The organism is Nanhaiella sioensis (assembly GCF_046557775.1).
Taxonomy (GTDB): Bacteria; Bacillota; Bacilli; order Bacillales; family SM2101; genus Nanhaiella; species Nanhaiella sioensis.
In genome coordinates this window covers 3117071-3133556 of record NZ_JBKAEG010000001.1, presented here as the reverse complement: position 1 = coordinate 3133556, position 16486 = coordinate 3117071, and the positions used below count along the sequence as shown (strand labels likewise).

Sequence of the window (16486 nt, the reverse complement as noted above, 5' to 3'; positions counted from 1 at the left end):
CCCCTTTACCAAATTCTATATACTACCTCTACTTTAACTAAATGTTATAAATAATTTTGTCAAAGTTTGTCATGCATCTATCGACAATTGTTTTACAGCTATGTTTTCATAAGTGCTAAGGGCTAAGTCTACTTTTTCTTCCTCAAGCGCATTTATGAGTTCTGTATAATAGTCTAACGGAAGGTTATAAGAATGATATTCCAACTTATAATAATCAAATAACACTAGCCAAATTCTTAGCAACAGCCTATTATTTGTCGCTTCTACAACTGTTTTCATAAATTGATCATGATCAAAGTTATTACCAGAAGTTAACGACTTCAAACATTGTAAATAGCTTTTATTACTTACTTTGCAACATAAAAAAATAGAATTGCGCTCGAGTAAATATTTGGTCTCTAGTATATCTTCTTTAGCCTTATCATCCTGTAAAATAAAGCTTCCAATTAGCTCAATAAGGCTATGGTCACCAAATTCTTTGATGAACGTTCCTTCACCCTGTCGTGTTTCAATTATGCCTAGTAATTCTAACGCTCTCAGTGCCTCACGTACAGAAGAGCGGCCTGCTTTTAATCTAACAGCAAGCTCACGTTCTGATGGGATTTTATCACCAGCTTTTAATCTATCTTCTGTAATTATGCATTGTAATTGATGAACAATCTCTATATATACTTTAGATCTTGATGACATTATTATTCATTACCAATAATTGAAAGTTTGCGGGTTTTTTCTGCAATACTCTCTGGGTCTAATTGGATACGTGCTACACCTGTTTCCATTGCAGCTTTCGCAACAGCTGCAGCAACCATTGGAGCTACTCTAGGATCAAATGGAGCTGGAATGACATAGTCTGCCTGTAGATCTTCATCTGAAACAAGCCTTGCAATCGCTTTAACGGCAGCGATCTTCATTTGCTCATTTATGTGAGTAGCACGAATATCTAGCGCACCTCGAAATATTCCAGGAAAAGCCAGGACGTTATTTACTTGATTGGGAAAATCAGATCGACCTGTTCCAACAACCTTTGCTCCAGCTTCCTTCGCCTGATCAGGCATGATTTCAGGATTAGGATTTGCCATTGCAAAAATAATCGGATCATCATCCATATTTTGAATCATTTCCTTAGTTAGTGCACCTTCAACAGAAACACCTATAAAAACATCAGCACCTTTGATAACATCGGCTAATGTTCCCTCCATTTTTTCCCGATTAGTGTACTTCGCTACTTCATTTTTTACATTGTTCATCCCGTACGATCTGCCTTCAAATATAGCACCTTTAGAATCGCACATCACTATATCTCTTACACCAAAGTTATATAATAATTTGATAATTGCTATTCCAGCTGCACCCGCTCCATTAGCTACTATTTTGATTTCAGACATCTTTTTCCCAACTAATTTAAGTGCGTTCACCAAACCGGCTACTGTAACAATAGCTGTTCCGTGTTGGTCATCATGGAAAATAGGGATATTCGTTTCTTTCTTTAAGCGTTCTTCAATGATGAAACAATTTGGAGCTGCAATATCCTCAAGGTTAACCCCACCGAATGTCGGTTCCAATAATTTCACTGTTTCAACAATTTTATCAACATCTGTTGTGTTCAAACAAATTGGAAAGGCGTCAACTCCTGCAAAGCTTTTGAAAAGTACAGCTTTCCCTTCCATGACAGGCATAGCTGCTTCTGGTCCAATGTTACCAAGCCCCAATACAGCTGTACCGTCAGAGACTACAGCAACCATATTTCCCTTCATCGTATATTCATAGACTTTTTGTACATCATCATAAATATCCTTACAAGGTTCTGCTACACCAGGTGAATAGGCTAAGCTTAAATCCTTTGCATTTCGAACAGGAACTTTAGATTTGGACTCTAACTTTCCTCTATGAATACTATGCATATGTAATGCTTCTTCTCTTAATGACATGTCATTTCACTCCTTAATGTACTACAAAGTTAGCGAAATATATAGCAAAAATATACCTCTCTTACTGCCACTCAATGTTCCTATTGTTTTATTAACTCACGTTTCCTTCAATATGTTAATATAACTCATGTCACAAACAGCAGTAGATTGGTCTGACCAATGATACCTATACAATATAACATAATAGTGATAGAAGTAAAGAAGTATATCATTTTAAAACAACGTTTCTTTCACCCAATATCTCGGTCATCTGCTCTATACATTCTTGTGAAGGGTCTACCAAAAATTCTTCAGGTAGGCGAATTGTTCTTTGTTCTCTTTCATAATATATAAGTACCGCAGTTTCTCCAGGGAATGATGATAATATATTTTTTATTTCTTGAACTTTCCCTTCAGCCATTTGTATGTCTTCAAATCTCAAATAAAGAGATTTATTAGAAGATGACTTGATCATTTCATCCATTGTATAAACGGTTTTAATAATAATTTGTAGCTTTTCTAACCTTTTTTCACATTTCCCTTCTACGACCACGATATTGCCCTTGTGCAGAATATTACTATATTGTTTATAAACAGCTGGAAACGCAACCGCATCAACATCTCCTGAATCATCACTAAACGTATAAAATGACATTACTTCCCCTTTTTTTGTACGTATTACTCGATCATTTGTAATATATACACCTAATTTCACTAATTCATTTGATTTATTATCTGCAAGCTGATGAATTTTTCTCGTACGTATGGAGAAGAATAAATCTTCATACATCGTTGTGGGATAACTTGAGAGATAGAATCCAACAGCTTCTTTCTCCAGCTTTAACATTTGATCTTCGGATAATTCTGCAACTTGAGCATATTTTGGCTTGAGCATAAATTCCTCATGAAATAGTTCAATTTGATCTTTGCTATCTGGTCTAACTAGTTCAGCATGCTCTAATGCAATATCTATACTAGCTAATATAGTAGCTCTGTTTTCTCCAAACTCATCAAAGCAACCTGCCATTACTAATGACTCTATCGTTTGTCTTTTAATTTGTTTCGCGGAAGTTCGTATGCAAAAATCGAATAGATCACTAAACTTTTTTTGTTTTCGGCTACGAAAGATTTCTTTTAAAGCAGCTCCTCCAACATGGTTAATAGCAGCTAGTCCAAACCTAAGTCCATGTTTTTCAACTGAAAAACCAAAGAAGCTGTGATTTATGGATGGTGGTAATATTTTTATGCCTTGCTGCTTAGCTTCTCTAATATAGGAAGCGAGCTTATCCTCCTTACTTATGACGCTTGTTAAGATTGATGCATAAAAATAGATTGGATAATTTGCTTTTAAATAAGCTAAATGATACGCAATCATGCTATATGCAACTGAGTGACTTCTATTAAATCCATAATTAGCAAAGCGAACTATTAAATCATAAATAGAATTTGCAACCGACACAGAGTACCCTTTGCTAACGCTGCCATTGACAAAGTGTTCCCTTTCTTCGTCTAATACATCCTTTTTCTTCTTTGATACTGCCCTTCTTAATAGATCCGCTTCACCTAACGAAAATCCTGCCATTACCGCAGCAATTTGCATAATTTGTTCTTGATACACAATCACACCGTACGTCTTAGCTAATATAGACTCTAAATCAGGATGCGGATATGAAATTGGAGACTTATTATGCTTCCTGTCAATATAAATCGGTATGTTATCCATTGGTCCAGGTCTATATAGTGCATTTACAGCAACAATATCCTCAAAGCTACTCGGCTTCAATCTTTTGAGCACCTGCCTCATGCCTTCGGATTCAAGCTGAAAAACACCTGTTGTTTGCCCTTGACTAAGGAGAGAGTAAGTGACCTTATCATCCATTGGAGTTTGATCTAGGTTAATGTTATTCCCAGTCTTTCTTTCAACCATAGTTATAATATTTTCTATCAGTGTAAGGTTACGTAAGCCTAAAAAATCCATCTTTAGTAGACCAATATCCTCTAAAATATCCATTGGATACTGTGTTAAATATACATCTGCATGACCTTCTTGAATGGGAATGATATTCGTTAATTGTCGATCACTTATAATTACACCCGCAGCATGAGTAGATGTATGTCGTGGTAAACCTTCTATTGTTAACGCTATTTCATATATTCTTTTCGCCACATCGGTTTGTTGTATACGCTCCCTAAACTCAGAAGATTGACGATACGCCTCCTCAAGTGTGATTCCTTGCTTCATCGGTATTTTTTTAGCTAAAAAGTCCACTTCTTTTGGTGATGCCCCCACTACTCTTCCTACATCACGTAATGCTGCTCTTGCACCAAGCGTACCAAATGTAATGATTTGAGCGACATGTAATTGCCCGTACTTATTCTTTACATAATGGATCATCTCGTCACGACGGGTATCTGGAAAGTCAATATCTATATCAGGCATCGTAACCCTTTGTGGATTTAAAAACCTCTCAAACAACAACTGATGCTTTATTGGATCTATATTAGTTATGTATAAGACATATGCAACTAGCGAACCTGCGGCAGATCCCCTTCCTGGACCAGTTAGGATACCGTTATGGTGCGCATACTTCATAAAGTCCCAAACGATTAAAAAATAATCGCTAAATTTCATTCGATTTATAATTTCTAATTCATACATTAGACGGTCATAATGTTCGTCCGTCGGCTCTTGATAACGTTCCTTTAACCCTTTCAAACATAAAGAAGCTAAGTAATCATTCGACTGCTTGCCATCTGGAACAGGAAACCTTGGCAATTGTGCCGTACCAAGTGCTATCTCAGCATTACATCTATTTGCTATTTCAACAGAATTTGCTACTGCGCTTGGATAGCTATTAAAAAGTACAAGCATCTCTTCTGGACTCTTTAAATAATACTCATTTGAGGCTAGTTTAGTTAAATGATCGTCGGATAATTTTAACCCTTGTTTAATAGCTGTTAAGCAATTATAAGCAATAGCATCTTTCTTTTCGGTATAATGTATATCATTTGTTGCTACAACACTGAGATCAACATCTTTACTTAACGTTACTAGCATCTCAGTTAATTCACGATCTTGTTGTCTATGTTGTTGAATTGAAAAGAAAAAGCAATGATTAGCAAAAAAACTTTTGTAGAAATTAGCACGTTCTCTTGCTTTTTCAACCTCATTATTAAGTAACAATTGTTCTATTTCACCATGACGACCAGGTGTAATTGCAATAAGATCTTGTCTATAATGCTGGAGCCATTTTAATGGAATACCGTCCTTCGCTTTTGTTAATACCGAACTGCTAATTTTCATTAAGTTTTGATAGCCATTGTTATTTTTTGCGAGCAGTACTAACGGATAAGCACTAGGCGCATCTGAACTTTCATTTACAAGTACAGAGACTGTAAGACCAATGATAGGTTTTATTGAATGCTTTAAACATGTTTTATAAAAGGTAACAGCTCCGTACATGACATTTTCATCTGTTAATGCCAAAGCACTATAACCGTGATGTTTTGCTTTTAAAACTAAACTTTCAATTGATGCTGCACTGTTCAATAAGCTGTAAGCACTTTTTATTTGAAGGTGAACAAAAGACACAGAAACCCCCACCTTATCATCATTACTTTTAGAGTTCATTTATAAATAACCCGAATTGAATGCACTTGTAGACTTAGGTTCATTTAAATATGTAGCTAGCTTAGTCGTCGAATGACATAAGCTGTTGCATTTTTTGTTAACAGAATATAGCACTTTCATACAAGTACAGTTTTGTTCCTTACTTCATTCAAATCCCTCTATTAATAATTATATTTGTTGTAACCAAGCTATACAAATCTAAAACATATTTCCTTACGTTTGTCCATATACATGTATCGAAAGGATGATGAGTATGGAATTGAAGGAAGCGTTTATCCCAATGTTTATAAAAAGCTATTTTATAGCCTTCGGTGTTCTACTCGGCGGGGCTTTAATTGGTGGTTTAGGAGCATTTATATCTGGGCAACCACCCTTAACTGAAATGTTTCGTCTGTCAAACAGATTAAAGATATGGGCATTGGTAGCGGCAATTGGTGGAACGTTTGATGCGATTTATAGCTTTGAGCGGGGCATATTTTCTGGAGAAACTCGTGATGTATTTAAACAAATTTTACTTATTGTTTCAGCTATGGGAGGCGCTCAAACAGGGACGGAAATCATTCATTGGTTTACACAGGAACATATTTCACGATGAGGATACCGCCACATTTTCAATTACCGAATTGGCAGCGATTTTTTGCTGGAGTAGCTATTGGCGCCATTATTAGTTGGTTAGTGTTTCTATATATGTTTGGCGTTTTACAGGAAAAACAAGTTAGTATGATTGAGCGTCAGCAAAAAGAAATTTTCAAACTTAATAATGACATAAAAATTTGGCAGGATGATTATCGAGAGTTAAATGAGAAGAATAAAAAACAACTAACTTTACAAGAAATAATAATAGACATCACCGCACATGAAAAATTTAACTTAGATCAAAATAGCATCATCTTTATTCAGGAAGAAATCAGAAAAGAACTAAGCTCTTTGCTTGCGAAAGATATTGAAACAGTTTATAAAAATAGTACTTTGTTAGAGAAATCAATTGAAAACAAACCATTTACAATTAATGAAAAATCATACCGAGTAAGAATAAAAAAGATTGGATATTTCACAACATTATATATTCATGGAACGATTGAAATCGTAAAGTAAGCAGATAACAGGAATGAGTGAGATTCATTCCCGTTATTTTATTCAGCACAAACCTTTTCTAAATCTGCCAATACATCATTAATTGTATCCCAAGAATAAATTGATGCCCCTGCGGCGAGTGGGTGCCCCCCACCATTGTATTTCTTCGCTACCCCATTTATTACAGGCGCTTTCGAGCGTAGACGTACCCTAATTACATCTTCCTCTTCAACAAAAAACACCCAAGCTTTTATCCCTTGAATATGTCCGATTGTACTTACCAATTGAGAAGCTTCCATGGGAGTAACCTCAAATTCATCTAGCATTTCCTTTGTTATAATAACAGAAGCAGCACCATTTTCTGACACAGTAAGGTTTTGAAATACATAACCATTTAACTTTGCAACATTCAGTTTCGTTTCGTATAGCTGATTATAAAGATTATTAATTGAAAAACCATATTCAATTAGTTCACTTGCATACTTAAAAGTTATTGGGTTCGTATTAGGAAACATAAACCTCCCAGTATCTCCTACAATACCTGCATATATCAATTCTGCCGCTTTTTTATTTAATACTAATCCTTCATTTTCACCATATTTATAAAACTCATAAATCATTTCACTCGTTGAACTTGCAGTTGTATCTACCCAAATAATATCACCATAAGGCGTTTCATTAGGGTGATGATCTATTTTTATTAGTTTCTTTCCTAAGGAATACCTCGTATCATCAATTCTTTCTTCATTGGCAGTATCACATACTATCACGAGAGCATCATTATATGTTATATCCGTGATGTCATCTAATCTACTTAAAAAGTTCAAAGACTTTTCCTCACTACCTACTGAAAATACTTTTTTTTCTGGAAAAGACGCTCTAATGATTTCTGACAACCCACATTGGGAACCGTATGCATCAGGATCGGGGCGAACATGCCTATGAACTATAATTGTGTCGAACTGTTTTATTGCTTGCAAAATATTATCTTTCATTCGTATCACCTAACATTCAATGGTTTTCTTTATCATAACATGAAAGAGCTTAGCATAGTTAGTTGTAGCTTTTTAGGCTATTAATGGCTAAAATAATAATGGACAAACAAGATGGAGGTTTAACTGCATGCCTGTATTCGTTATATTTATCGTTTTATCTATTTCATTTTATTTATTTTATAAAATAAAATACTTCAGAACAAAAAGGCCGATTGAACGTCAGTGGATATCTGCTAAATCCAGTATTGCACTTGGTACCTTCGTTTTATTATTTGCAATTAACCAGCTAATATTATTCCCAACAACGATTACATTCATTGTTGGAACGATATTGATATTGTTTGGTGGAGGTAGTATTTGGGCAGGGTATCGAGCGTATAAATATTTTTTACCACTAGCGATTAAAGAAGCTGAAGAACTTAAATAAAGGATGAAAGCGGAGATAGCTATCTCCGCTTCCGTTATTACTTGGACGATGACAATTTACCGTGTATGGTGTTTGTATTTAGTAGAATTCGGTCGCACACATATTCTCTAAGATAAGGTAAAGCACTTATGACCGGTCAATAAGTTGACACATCATTAAAGCTTTTCCAACAACCACCCCTTCATTATAAACCTCTACATCTACTTTGCCGAATTTACGACCCACTTCTAATACTTTTGGACGTATTTCAATCATACTCTCAATTTGTACAGGTTTAATGAAATAGATTGTAATGTTTTCTACAACTATATCTCCTTTTTTAAAAGAACGAAGAACTCTATTAGCAGCTTCCGTTACGATTGTCGTAAATACACCGTAAGAGATTGTTCCAAGATGGTTTGTCATTTGTGGTGTTACTTCACACCGATACATTTCACTTTCTTTTGAACTAGTAGATATATTTACAAAATGACTCGTCACTAGATCATCAATTGTCTCTCCGATTTGAGGTTGTCGTTGAATCATTTGCAATGCTTTTAACACGTCTTGCCGACTAATTATTCCTTGAAGTTTATTTGATTGATTCACAACAGGGAGCATTTCAATCCCTTCCCAAACCATCATATGAGAACATGATGCTACTGACGTTTTCCCACTTACGTTCAATGGATTTTTCGTCATTATTTTCTCTATCACCGTGTCATTGTTACTCCCCATAATGTCTTTTGCGGTAACCATGCCTTGAATTTTCAATTGATCATCAACTACTGGATATCGACTATGTTTTGTCTCAGTATTATATTCATACCATTTTGAAACCGGATCATTCACCTTTAAATAAATGGTATTTTCGATAGGAGTCAATATATCCTCAACTAACACAATTTCTTTTTTAATTAATTGATCATATATGGCTCGATTGATCATTGTTGCAACAGTAAACGTATCGTAACTACTAGAAATGATCGGCAATTGTAGTTCATCTGCTAGCTTTTTCACATAATCATCAGTATCGAAGCCACCAGTAATTAATACAGCTGCTCCCGCCTCTAATGCAAGTTCATGTGCTTTCGTCCGGTTTCCAACTATTAATAGATTTCCTGCCCCAGTGTATCGCATCATTGCTTCGAGCTTCATTGCACCGATGACCATTTTGTTCAGTGTTTTATGTAAGCCTTCTCTTCCACCTAAAACTTGCCCATCTACAATATTTACAACCTCGGCATATGTAAGCTTTTCAAAGTTTTCTTTTTTCTTACGTTCAATTCTAATTGTTCCGACACGTTCAATCGTACTCACATAGCCTTTATTTTCTGCATCCTTTATTGCACGGTACGCTGTTCCCTCACTTACACTCATATCTTTTGCAATTTGGCGAACTGAAATTTTTTCCCCTACCGGTAAGCTATCAATGTATTGTAATATTTGTTCATGTTTTGTAGCCAATTTATTCACCCTTTTTCTCGGTTTCATTATTGGTAGTAGCTAGAAGTTTGTTAAAATCCTACTATTACACTACCAAATATGGACACCACTTGGATTATCTAACCCTATTTTTCTTTATTATAAAGGTGTGAGCAAATTGATTCAATGAAGCTATTGGTACTGTTTTACTTTTTTTACTTGATTTTTAGATAATCTAACCTTTTGTGATGATTTGTTCTTAGGTAAATACAACAATCCCACTAAATTCCCTCCTATAACAATGATCCCAAAGCTAACCCAGACGAGCGAATAAACACCATGCAAGGTATCTGTTGTAAAAGACAAAGAGGGTACCGCAATATATATGATCGCACTACTAATAAGAAGGCATAGCAACAATCTATTTTTCATTTGTTTCAATCCTTTCAAATAGAGTTTGTACTAATTAATATGCACCTTATGCCTTAAAAAGAAGTAGCTGATCGAGTGGATACATAAAATAGATAAATTCCTCTCATTTACAAAAGGAAAAGGCTCTTTCGTATTTCCTACTTTCACATGTGGAACAAGTTACCAGGGTAACACATCTAATTATGTATGTGTTATTAGTTTATTAAATCGGCTACTGCTTCAACATATTGTTGTGCCCAGTTAGAAAATGATAGATCATGCTTCCATGTAACCATCCCCATAGCTTTCGCACAGCCCCAATCTAGTACATTTTGTTGGAGCATGTGTACTTTTATTCGTTGTTGATAAGATTCTTTTTCTTCTACATTATGTAAGTATATAGACAATAAATGTCGTGCAATTTCCTGTTCTCCATTATCAATATATAGTATGAGCATCTTTATTAAATCTGAAACTGGGTCTCCAAAATAGGAGTTCGTGAAATCAAATAAACCACTAATACTCCATCCTCTATCATTTGTATGTAACAAAAAGTTTTCTGGTTTAAAGTCTCCCATAACGAATGCGGGTGAAGTGATGCTATCAAAATATCCTTTTGCACTGTTTAATAATTCCTCTACCCACAATATGTCTTCAGTAGTTATAGTTGAATACTTTTTTGCATCATTCAACCAATAATTAATTCTGTTATATAGCCATGTTCTGTATGTACCATCAAAAGGACGTATACTGAAATCTTTCGTATTTAACTCACCAAAGTCATTTACTTTCCAACTATGTAGTGCAGTAAGCGTTTCAGCTATCACTTCAGCAATTTTAAATTTGTCCTCTAAAAACAGCCTACTACTAACTTCTCTTAAATGTTTACCTGGAAGTAATGGCATGATTGCATATTTCCAACCAAATATATCTTCATTATCATCAACAAGATAAGGTGTAGGAACAGCTATGCTTGTTCGATCACGTATTTTTTCTACAAAAAACTTCTCTTCAGCAAACTGCCCAGAAAAAAGCGGATTTCCTTTGAGAACAAACCTTCCTTCAGTAGACGTAACAAGCAAGGTTTGTCCCATAACACCAATTGCTGTTTTTTCTGAAGAGACAAATTTACCTAAGTTAAATCTATGAAGCATAGACTGTAGCTGTGTATCAGTAATATGCCCCAATTTTTTCGAAGCAAAAATAATTTCAGTAGTCAATCTTATCCCCCTAAATAAAGCTTTTTTTATGTTTCACCTGGCTGTTTTCATATTATTTGTTGCTTTTCGTTCTAAAAGCACGTATACAAATAGCATTCGTACCATCTTCTCTACTTTTACAATTATTAATCTTTCATAAAACTCATCAAACTGTTAAAAGTATCAAGAAAACTTACGAAAAGATTTTTTGGTTATTATTGGATGAAACTAGCTTAAAATCTTATTTTGCTATTCGCAACATGATTTACGAAAAAGATTTTTCCTTGTTATATAATATTCTTTATGATTTACTCATTCCCTTTTCAAATAAAAAAAGCTTGTTTTGATCGCTTTCAAAACAAACTCTTTATTTCAACATTCAATGTATAAACCATTATTCAAATGTTAATTTATCTTGTTGATTAACAGTTATTTAATCTAGACGCGAATGCCTTCGCCTACCTGTAATACTTTTCCATTACCTTTTAATTGGCTAACAAATTGTTCGGCATTTTGTTCAATCACTGGGAACGTATTGAAATGAATTGGCACAACGAGCTTTGCCTGCAACCATTCCGCAGCAACAATTGCATCAGTAGGACCCATCGTGAAATTATCTCCAATAGGAATAAATGCAACATCTAAATTATTCAGCTCACCAATCATTTTCATGTCAGAAAATAGCGCGGTATCTCCTGCATGGTATATGGTTTTACCCTCTGAGCTAAATAGTATACCACTAGGCATACCGGTATAAATAATTTCTTTCTTTTCTTCATCTATGTAGCTAGAGCCGTGAAATGCTTGTGTTAGCTTGACAGTACCAAAATCAAAGTCAAAAGACCCACCGATATGCATACCGTGGACCTTTACACCTTGCCAGCTTAGGAAAGTAGCTAATTCATATGGAGCAATAACAAGTGCATCATTTTTTTTAGCTAATTGAACGGTATCACCAACATGATCCTTATGTCCGTGTGTTATTAAAATCACATCTACTAGTAAATCTGACACTTGTAAATCTGTTAAATTGTTCCCATTAATAAATGGATCGATGATCAATTTTTTGCCTTTCGTTTCTATCACAACAACTGAATGGCCATGAAACGATACTTGCACAAAAATCCCTCCTTTTTTTTATATGTATGAAAATCTCCTTACACTCATGAGTATAATCCTATAGCTGTTATTTTCAAACTATTTTTCGTTTGCTAATCGTAATTAACTGTTTACATTCTCACCTTTCCCTGCTAGGCTCAAGATTAATAAGATTTTTCAAAAGGGATGGTGTTGTTAAATGAATCAACGTCTTAAACTACTCTCAGAGTGGCTAACGGAGCAAGATATCTCTATGTGCTTTGTTACGAATCCGTCAAATGTCTTCTATTATAGCGGTTTCTTGAGTGACCCTCATGAAAGATTATTAGCGTTACTTGTATTTCAGCAAGAAGAACCTATTCTAGTGTGTCCACAAATGGAAACACAGCAAGTAAAAGACGCAGGTTGGACATATGAAATTATAGGATATAACGATACCGACAATCCGTGGGAATTTATTGCTACTGCCATAGCCAAAAGAAAAATAAACATCCATTCACTTGCAGTAGAAAAAGACCACCTGAATGTTAGCCGTCTAGAATTACTTCAGAGCTTATATCCAAATGCTTCGTTTATTCGTGCAGAAGAAAAACTAAACACGCTTAGAATGTTAAAGGATAGCAAAGAGATTGACATTTTGCGACAGGCTGCAGAACTAGCTGATTACGGCATTGAAGTTGGAGTTTCCGAGATTAAAGAGGGTAAAACAGAGATGGAGATTCTGGCTACGATTGAATATGAACTCAAGAAAAAAGGGATTCAACAAATGTCTTTCCAAACAATGGTCTTAACAGGAAAGAAAACAGCTTCTCCTCATGGAAACCCAAGTACTGATAAAATCCAGCAAGGAGATTTTATTTTGTTTGACTTAGGGGTTGTTATTGATGGCTATTGCTCAGATATAACAAGAACAGTAGCCTTAGGTAACATAAGTGACCAACAACAGCAGATTTATGAGACTGTTTTAAAAGCAGAATTAGCTGCACTTGAGGCTAGCAAACCTGGGGTTGAAGTTGGAAAAGTAGACAAGACTGCCCGTGATATTATTACTAGTGCAGGATATGGTGAATACTTTACTCATAGAATTGGACACGGACTCGGTATTGAAGTACATGAGTATCCTTCAATGAGCGCAACTAACAACATGCTATTACAACCGGGGATGGTATATACTATTGAACCTGGAATTTATATACCTGAAATAGGTGGGGTTAGAATTGAAGACGATGTCGTAATTACTGAAAACGGCATTGAAACCTTAACAAAATTCCCTAAGGAGTTAACTATTATATAGAAAAGCGCAAGCGCCTTGATCATCCCCGACAAGCACTGGAGGCATTTCACATGAAGGCGCTTTTTGCCTTGGGGTGAAATGGTGAAGTGACTCGAGGGGATAGGCGCTGGAGCTAGACAATCAGGAAAAGCGGAAGGCGCCTGGTTATCGGCGACAAGCATAAGACAAGACGGCTGGAAGGTTGCTTTTTAACCTTCTTGACGGATTGACTTATGACCTCGAGCCGATGGCGCGTGGAGCTAGACAATTAAGAAAAGCGGAAGGCGCCTGGTTATCGGCGACAAGCATAAGACAAGACGGCTGGTAGGTTGCTTTTTAACCTTCTTGACGGATTGACTTATGACCTCGAGCCGATGGCGCGTGGAGCTAGACAATCAGGAAAAGCGGAAGGCGCCTGGTTATCGGTGACAAGCATAAGACAAGACGGCTGGTAGGTTGCTTTTTAACCTTCTTGACGGATTGACTTATGACCTCGAGCCGATGGCGCGTGGAGCTAGACAATTAAGAAAAGCAGACTGACCAAGACAATCAGGAGGTATATTATGAAAGTTGAATTATTTTCTCACACCCAGCTATCCAATAAAAAACGAGAACAACTAAAAGATGTACTAGACTTAGGGGTAACAGATGGCAAATTAGTTGCCTTTACCGCAATAAGAAACTGTTATTCCCATCTTTTACCAACCGAAATTGTTGAACAAGAAGGGCATAGATACCTAAACAAACCTGCTACAGATGGTGGAAGTGGAAATGATATGGACAGATTAATACGACATATTGTTCATAGCGGACATACTTCTACGATGGAACATATCTCATTTACGTTTGCTCTTGAAGGTGTTTCAAGAGCGCTTATGGCTCAACTAACGCGCCACAGAGTTGGCTTTTCATATTCCATCGAATCTCAAAGGTATGTAAATTACGGCAGTGATAGTAAAAGTGGTGGCTTTACTTATTCAAGCCCTGTTTCATTAAATGAAGAACAATTAGAGGTTTTTTCAACTTACATGGATGATATACAAAATATGTATAATAAACTAATAGAAATGAAGGTTAAGCCTGAAGACGCACGTGCTATTTTACCACAATCTGTAAACACAAATATTGTAATGACATGCAATCTAACATCTTTCTTAAGTTTTTATAGCAAAAGAAAGCCTGGTACTCATGCTCAGGCTGAAATTCAAGAACTTGCAGTTAAAATGCGAGATGAAATCTTAGATGTTGAACCTTGGCTTCAAGGATTTTTCGAGTAAAACCACACTTTACAATCAGGTGGAGAACCACCTTCACCTGATTGTAGGAACAATGGAGTTAAATGCTACAAAAATAGGTGGTTTGAATTACCTAAATCTGTTTATTACATTTTCCCCGCCTGTCACATCAATGATAGAACCTGTTATCATGTCTGAGTCATTTTCACATAAGAAAGTAATCGTTCTTGCAATATCTTCTCCTGTAGCAGACCTACCTATTGGTGTGTGATTCATACCTGTCATGCTTCTAGCGTCCGAAATAGAAGCTTCCTTCATATCACCCAATATATTACCTGGACATACCATATTTGCAGTAATTCCATATGAAGCCTCTTCTAATGCAATTGTTTTAGTTAACGATACTAGGCCAACTTTAGCTGCACTGAACCCAGACCTATGAATCCAACCTTGAGCAGCATCAGCACCTTGGAACCCATATGTAATGATTCGACCAAAATGTTGTTTTCGCATTATCGGGAGCGTTTTTTTGAGCAAATGAAAGACACTATTAAGATTGCCTTCAATCATTTCATACCATTCAGCCTCTTCATAATCTATAAGATTTTTGCGTTCAAAAATATAAGGTCCTGCATTGTTAATTAAGAAGTCCATTCGTCCAAACCTCTCCATTGTTTTATCAACGAGTTGAATTAAATTTGTTTTATCCGTTACATCTCCTTGTATAAATTGCAATCGGTCGTCCAAGTGCTTATACTGATCTTGAAAATCTTTAACAGCTCGGTCATACGTACGATAATTCACTGTCACAGAGTATCCCTTCTCTAACAGTTTTTCTGTTACTTTCCGACCAAGCCCCTTTGCCCCTGCAGTAATCAGTGCATGTCTCACAATTTCACCCTCCCCCTAAATATCATTACATGTATTTTTTCCAACATTAATTGGCTATGTTCTATATATGTAAAGTTGTACATTGTTATTATATTACAAGATGTTTCTCTTTGTATATTTTCCCAACCAAAAACACCATGACCTCTTAAGTCATGATGTCTTAGTTTATACTATTTATTATTTATTATTAATATCCTCAGCTTCTTGTTGTTTATCATATCGTTGCTCAATTACACCACTTGAGTATGCCTCTGTTATTTGTTGACTAATTTCCTCTGAAGCCTCTTCGAAATAGTTATACTGATTTTTAGTGCCTGTATTATTTTTATGTTTGTTCATCATCAACACCCCTTTTTAATTGTCATAATATTTTCAAGACATCATTAGTTTCTAATTTTTTTAACATGCTATACTGGTAATATAAAGAAATATAAATCCTAAGGGGTGATTTTTATATGAGCATAACTTATAACAAAATTCTAGTAGCAGTGGATGGGTCAAAAGAGGCTGAATGGGCTTTTAAGAAAGCTGTTGAAATTGCCAAAAGAAATAATGCTGGTATTGTTCTAACACATATTGTTGATACAAGATCATTTGCCACTGTTGAGACTTATGACAGAATGATAGCAGAAAGAGCTGAGAAATATGCTACAGAGCTCCTAGGAGAATATCAAGATCTAGCAAATAAGGCTGGTGTAGAAGAAATAACTATTGATATAGACTTTGGGTCACCTAAAGCACATATTGCAAAAGAGATAGCACCTAAACACAATGTAGACCTTATCATATGTGGTGCTACAGGGCTAAATGCAATTGAAAGGTTTTTTATCGGAAGCGTTTCGGAAGCGATTACACGTTATGCAAAATGTGACGTATTAATCGTTAGAACTGAAAAAGATTTGTAACTTTTGAATAATTAACTATAATAAATGATCCAGGGT

Annotated in this window: 16 protein-coding genes; 6 read left to right on the top strand and 10 right to left on the bottom strand. The window is 35.6% G+C overall.

What is annotated here, in order from left to right; genetic code table 11:
* Positions 1-69: 69 nt before the first annotated feature.
* The 3 genes from V1503_RS14525 to dnaE form a co-directional block, all read right to left on the bottom strand.
* The gene (locus V1503_RS14525) at positions 70-690 is read right to left on the bottom strand and encodes a FadR/GntR family transcriptional regulator (RefSeq protein WP_214481609.1); all 621 of its coding nucleotides are present in this window, start codon (positions 688-690) and stop codon (positions 70-72) included.
* A gap of 2 nt (positions 691-692) precedes the next feature.
* Positions 693-1928: an NADP-dependent malic enzyme gene (gene ystJ / locus V1503_RS14520; RefSeq protein WP_214481610.1), complete on the bottom strand. Its 1236-nt coding sequence runs from the start codon at positions 1926-1928 to the stop codon at positions 693-695.
* Positions 1929-2136: 208 nt separating this feature from the next.
* Positions 2137-5499: a DNA polymerase III subunit alpha gene (gene dnaE / locus V1503_RS14515; protein ID WP_410627836.1), complete on the bottom strand. Its 3363-nt coding sequence runs from the start codon at positions 5497-5499 to the stop codon at positions 2137-2139.
* 292 nt (positions 5500-5791) lie between these two features.
* Between dnaE and ytrH the strand changes: the two genes are divergently transcribed.
* Together ytrH and ytrI are read left to right on the top strand one after the other, a co-directional pair.
* Positions 5792-6133, top strand: coding sequence for a sporulation membrane protein YtrH (gene ytrH, locus V1503_RS14510; protein WP_214481611.1), 342 nt, complete (start codon positions 5792-5794; stop codon positions 6131-6133).
* Positions 6103-6633 carry a sporulation membrane protein YtrI gene (gene ytrI / locus V1503_RS14505; protein ID WP_410627834.1) on the top strand — a complete coding sequence of 177 codons (531 nt, stop codon included), beginning with the start codon at positions 6103-6105 and terminating at the stop codon, positions 6631-6633. The genes ytrH and ytrI overlap by 31 nt, the downstream gene beginning before the upstream one ends.
* A gap of 38 nt (positions 6634-6671) precedes the next feature.
* Here ytrI and V1503_RS14500 read toward each other — a convergent pair whose 3' ends face one another.
* Positions 6672-7607, bottom strand: coding sequence for a DHH family phosphoesterase (locus V1503_RS14500; RefSeq protein ID WP_320256682.1), 936 nt, complete (start codon positions 7605-7607; stop codon positions 6672-6674).
* Between the two features lie 127 nt (positions 7608-7734).
* On the opposite strand from V1503_RS14500, the gene V1503_RS14495 reads away from it, so the two are divergent.
* Positions 7735-8034, top strand: coding sequence for a YtpI family protein (locus V1503_RS14495; RefSeq protein WP_320207654.1), 300 nt, complete (start codon positions 7735-7737; stop codon positions 8032-8034).
* Positions 8035-8160: 126 nt separating this feature from the next.
* On the opposite strand, the gene V1503_RS14490 is transcribed toward V1503_RS14495, so the two are convergent.
* From V1503_RS14490 to V1503_RS14475, 4 genes are all read right to left on the bottom strand, one after another.
* A complete protein-coding gene (locus V1503_RS14490; protein ID WP_320256680.1) occupies positions 8161-9480 on the bottom strand; it encodes a CBS domain-containing protein in 1320 nt (439 codons plus the stop codon).
* 150 nt (positions 9481-9630) lie between these two features.
* Entirely contained in the window at positions 9631-9870 is a 240-nt protein-coding gene (locus V1503_RS14485) for a hypothetical protein (RefSeq protein WP_410627831.1), read from the bottom strand.
* Positions 9871-10064: 194 nt separating this feature from the next.
* Complete coding sequence (locus V1503_RS14480) at positions 10065-11069, bottom strand: phosphotransferase family protein (protein ID WP_410627829.1); 1005 nt, start codon at positions 11067-11069, stop codon at positions 10065-10067.
* A gap of 417 nt (positions 11070-11486) precedes the next feature.
* Positions 11487-12167 carry a metal-dependent hydrolase gene (locus V1503_RS14475; RefSeq protein WP_410627827.1) on the bottom strand — a complete coding sequence of 227 codons (681 nt, stop codon included), beginning with the start codon at positions 12165-12167 and terminating at the stop codon, positions 11487-11489.
* Between the two features lie 178 nt (positions 12168-12345).
* On the opposite strand from V1503_RS14475, the gene V1503_RS14470 reads away from it, so the two are divergent.
* Both V1503_RS14470 and thyX read left to right on the top strand, forming a co-directional pair.
* Positions 12346-13440 (top strand): M24 family metallopeptidase, encoded by a 1095-nt coding sequence (locus V1503_RS14470; RefSeq protein WP_214481618.1) that lies wholly within the window; start codon positions 12346-12348, stop codon positions 13438-13440.
* Between the two features lie 542 nt (positions 13441-13982).
* Positions 13983-14696, top strand: coding sequence for an FAD-dependent thymidylate synthase (gene thyX / locus V1503_RS14465; RefSeq protein ID WP_410627825.1), 714 nt, complete (start codon positions 13983-13985; stop codon positions 14694-14696).
* Positions 14697-14783: 87 nt separating this feature from the next.
* Here the strand turns inward: thyX and V1503_RS14460 are convergent, their stop codons facing one another.
* On the bottom strand, positions 14784-15545 hold the full coding sequence (locus tag V1503_RS14460; RefSeq protein WP_410627823.1) for an SDR family oxidoreductase: 762 nt from the start codon (positions 15543-15545) through the stop codon (positions 14784-14786).
* A 177-nt stretch (positions 15546-15722) separates the two neighbouring features.
* Positions 15723-15884: a hypothetical protein gene (locus tag V1503_RS14455; protein ID WP_214481699.1), complete on the bottom strand. Its 162-nt coding sequence runs from the start codon at positions 15882-15884 to the stop codon at positions 15723-15725.
* A 116-nt stretch (positions 15885-16000) separates the two neighbouring features.
* On the opposite strand from V1503_RS14455, the gene V1503_RS14450 reads away from it, so the two are divergent.
* Positions 16001-16450, top strand: a complete 450-nt coding sequence (locus tag V1503_RS14450; protein WP_214481621.1) for a universal stress protein — start codon at positions 16001-16003, stop codon at positions 16448-16450.
* Positions 16451-16486: the final 36 nt, after the last annotated feature.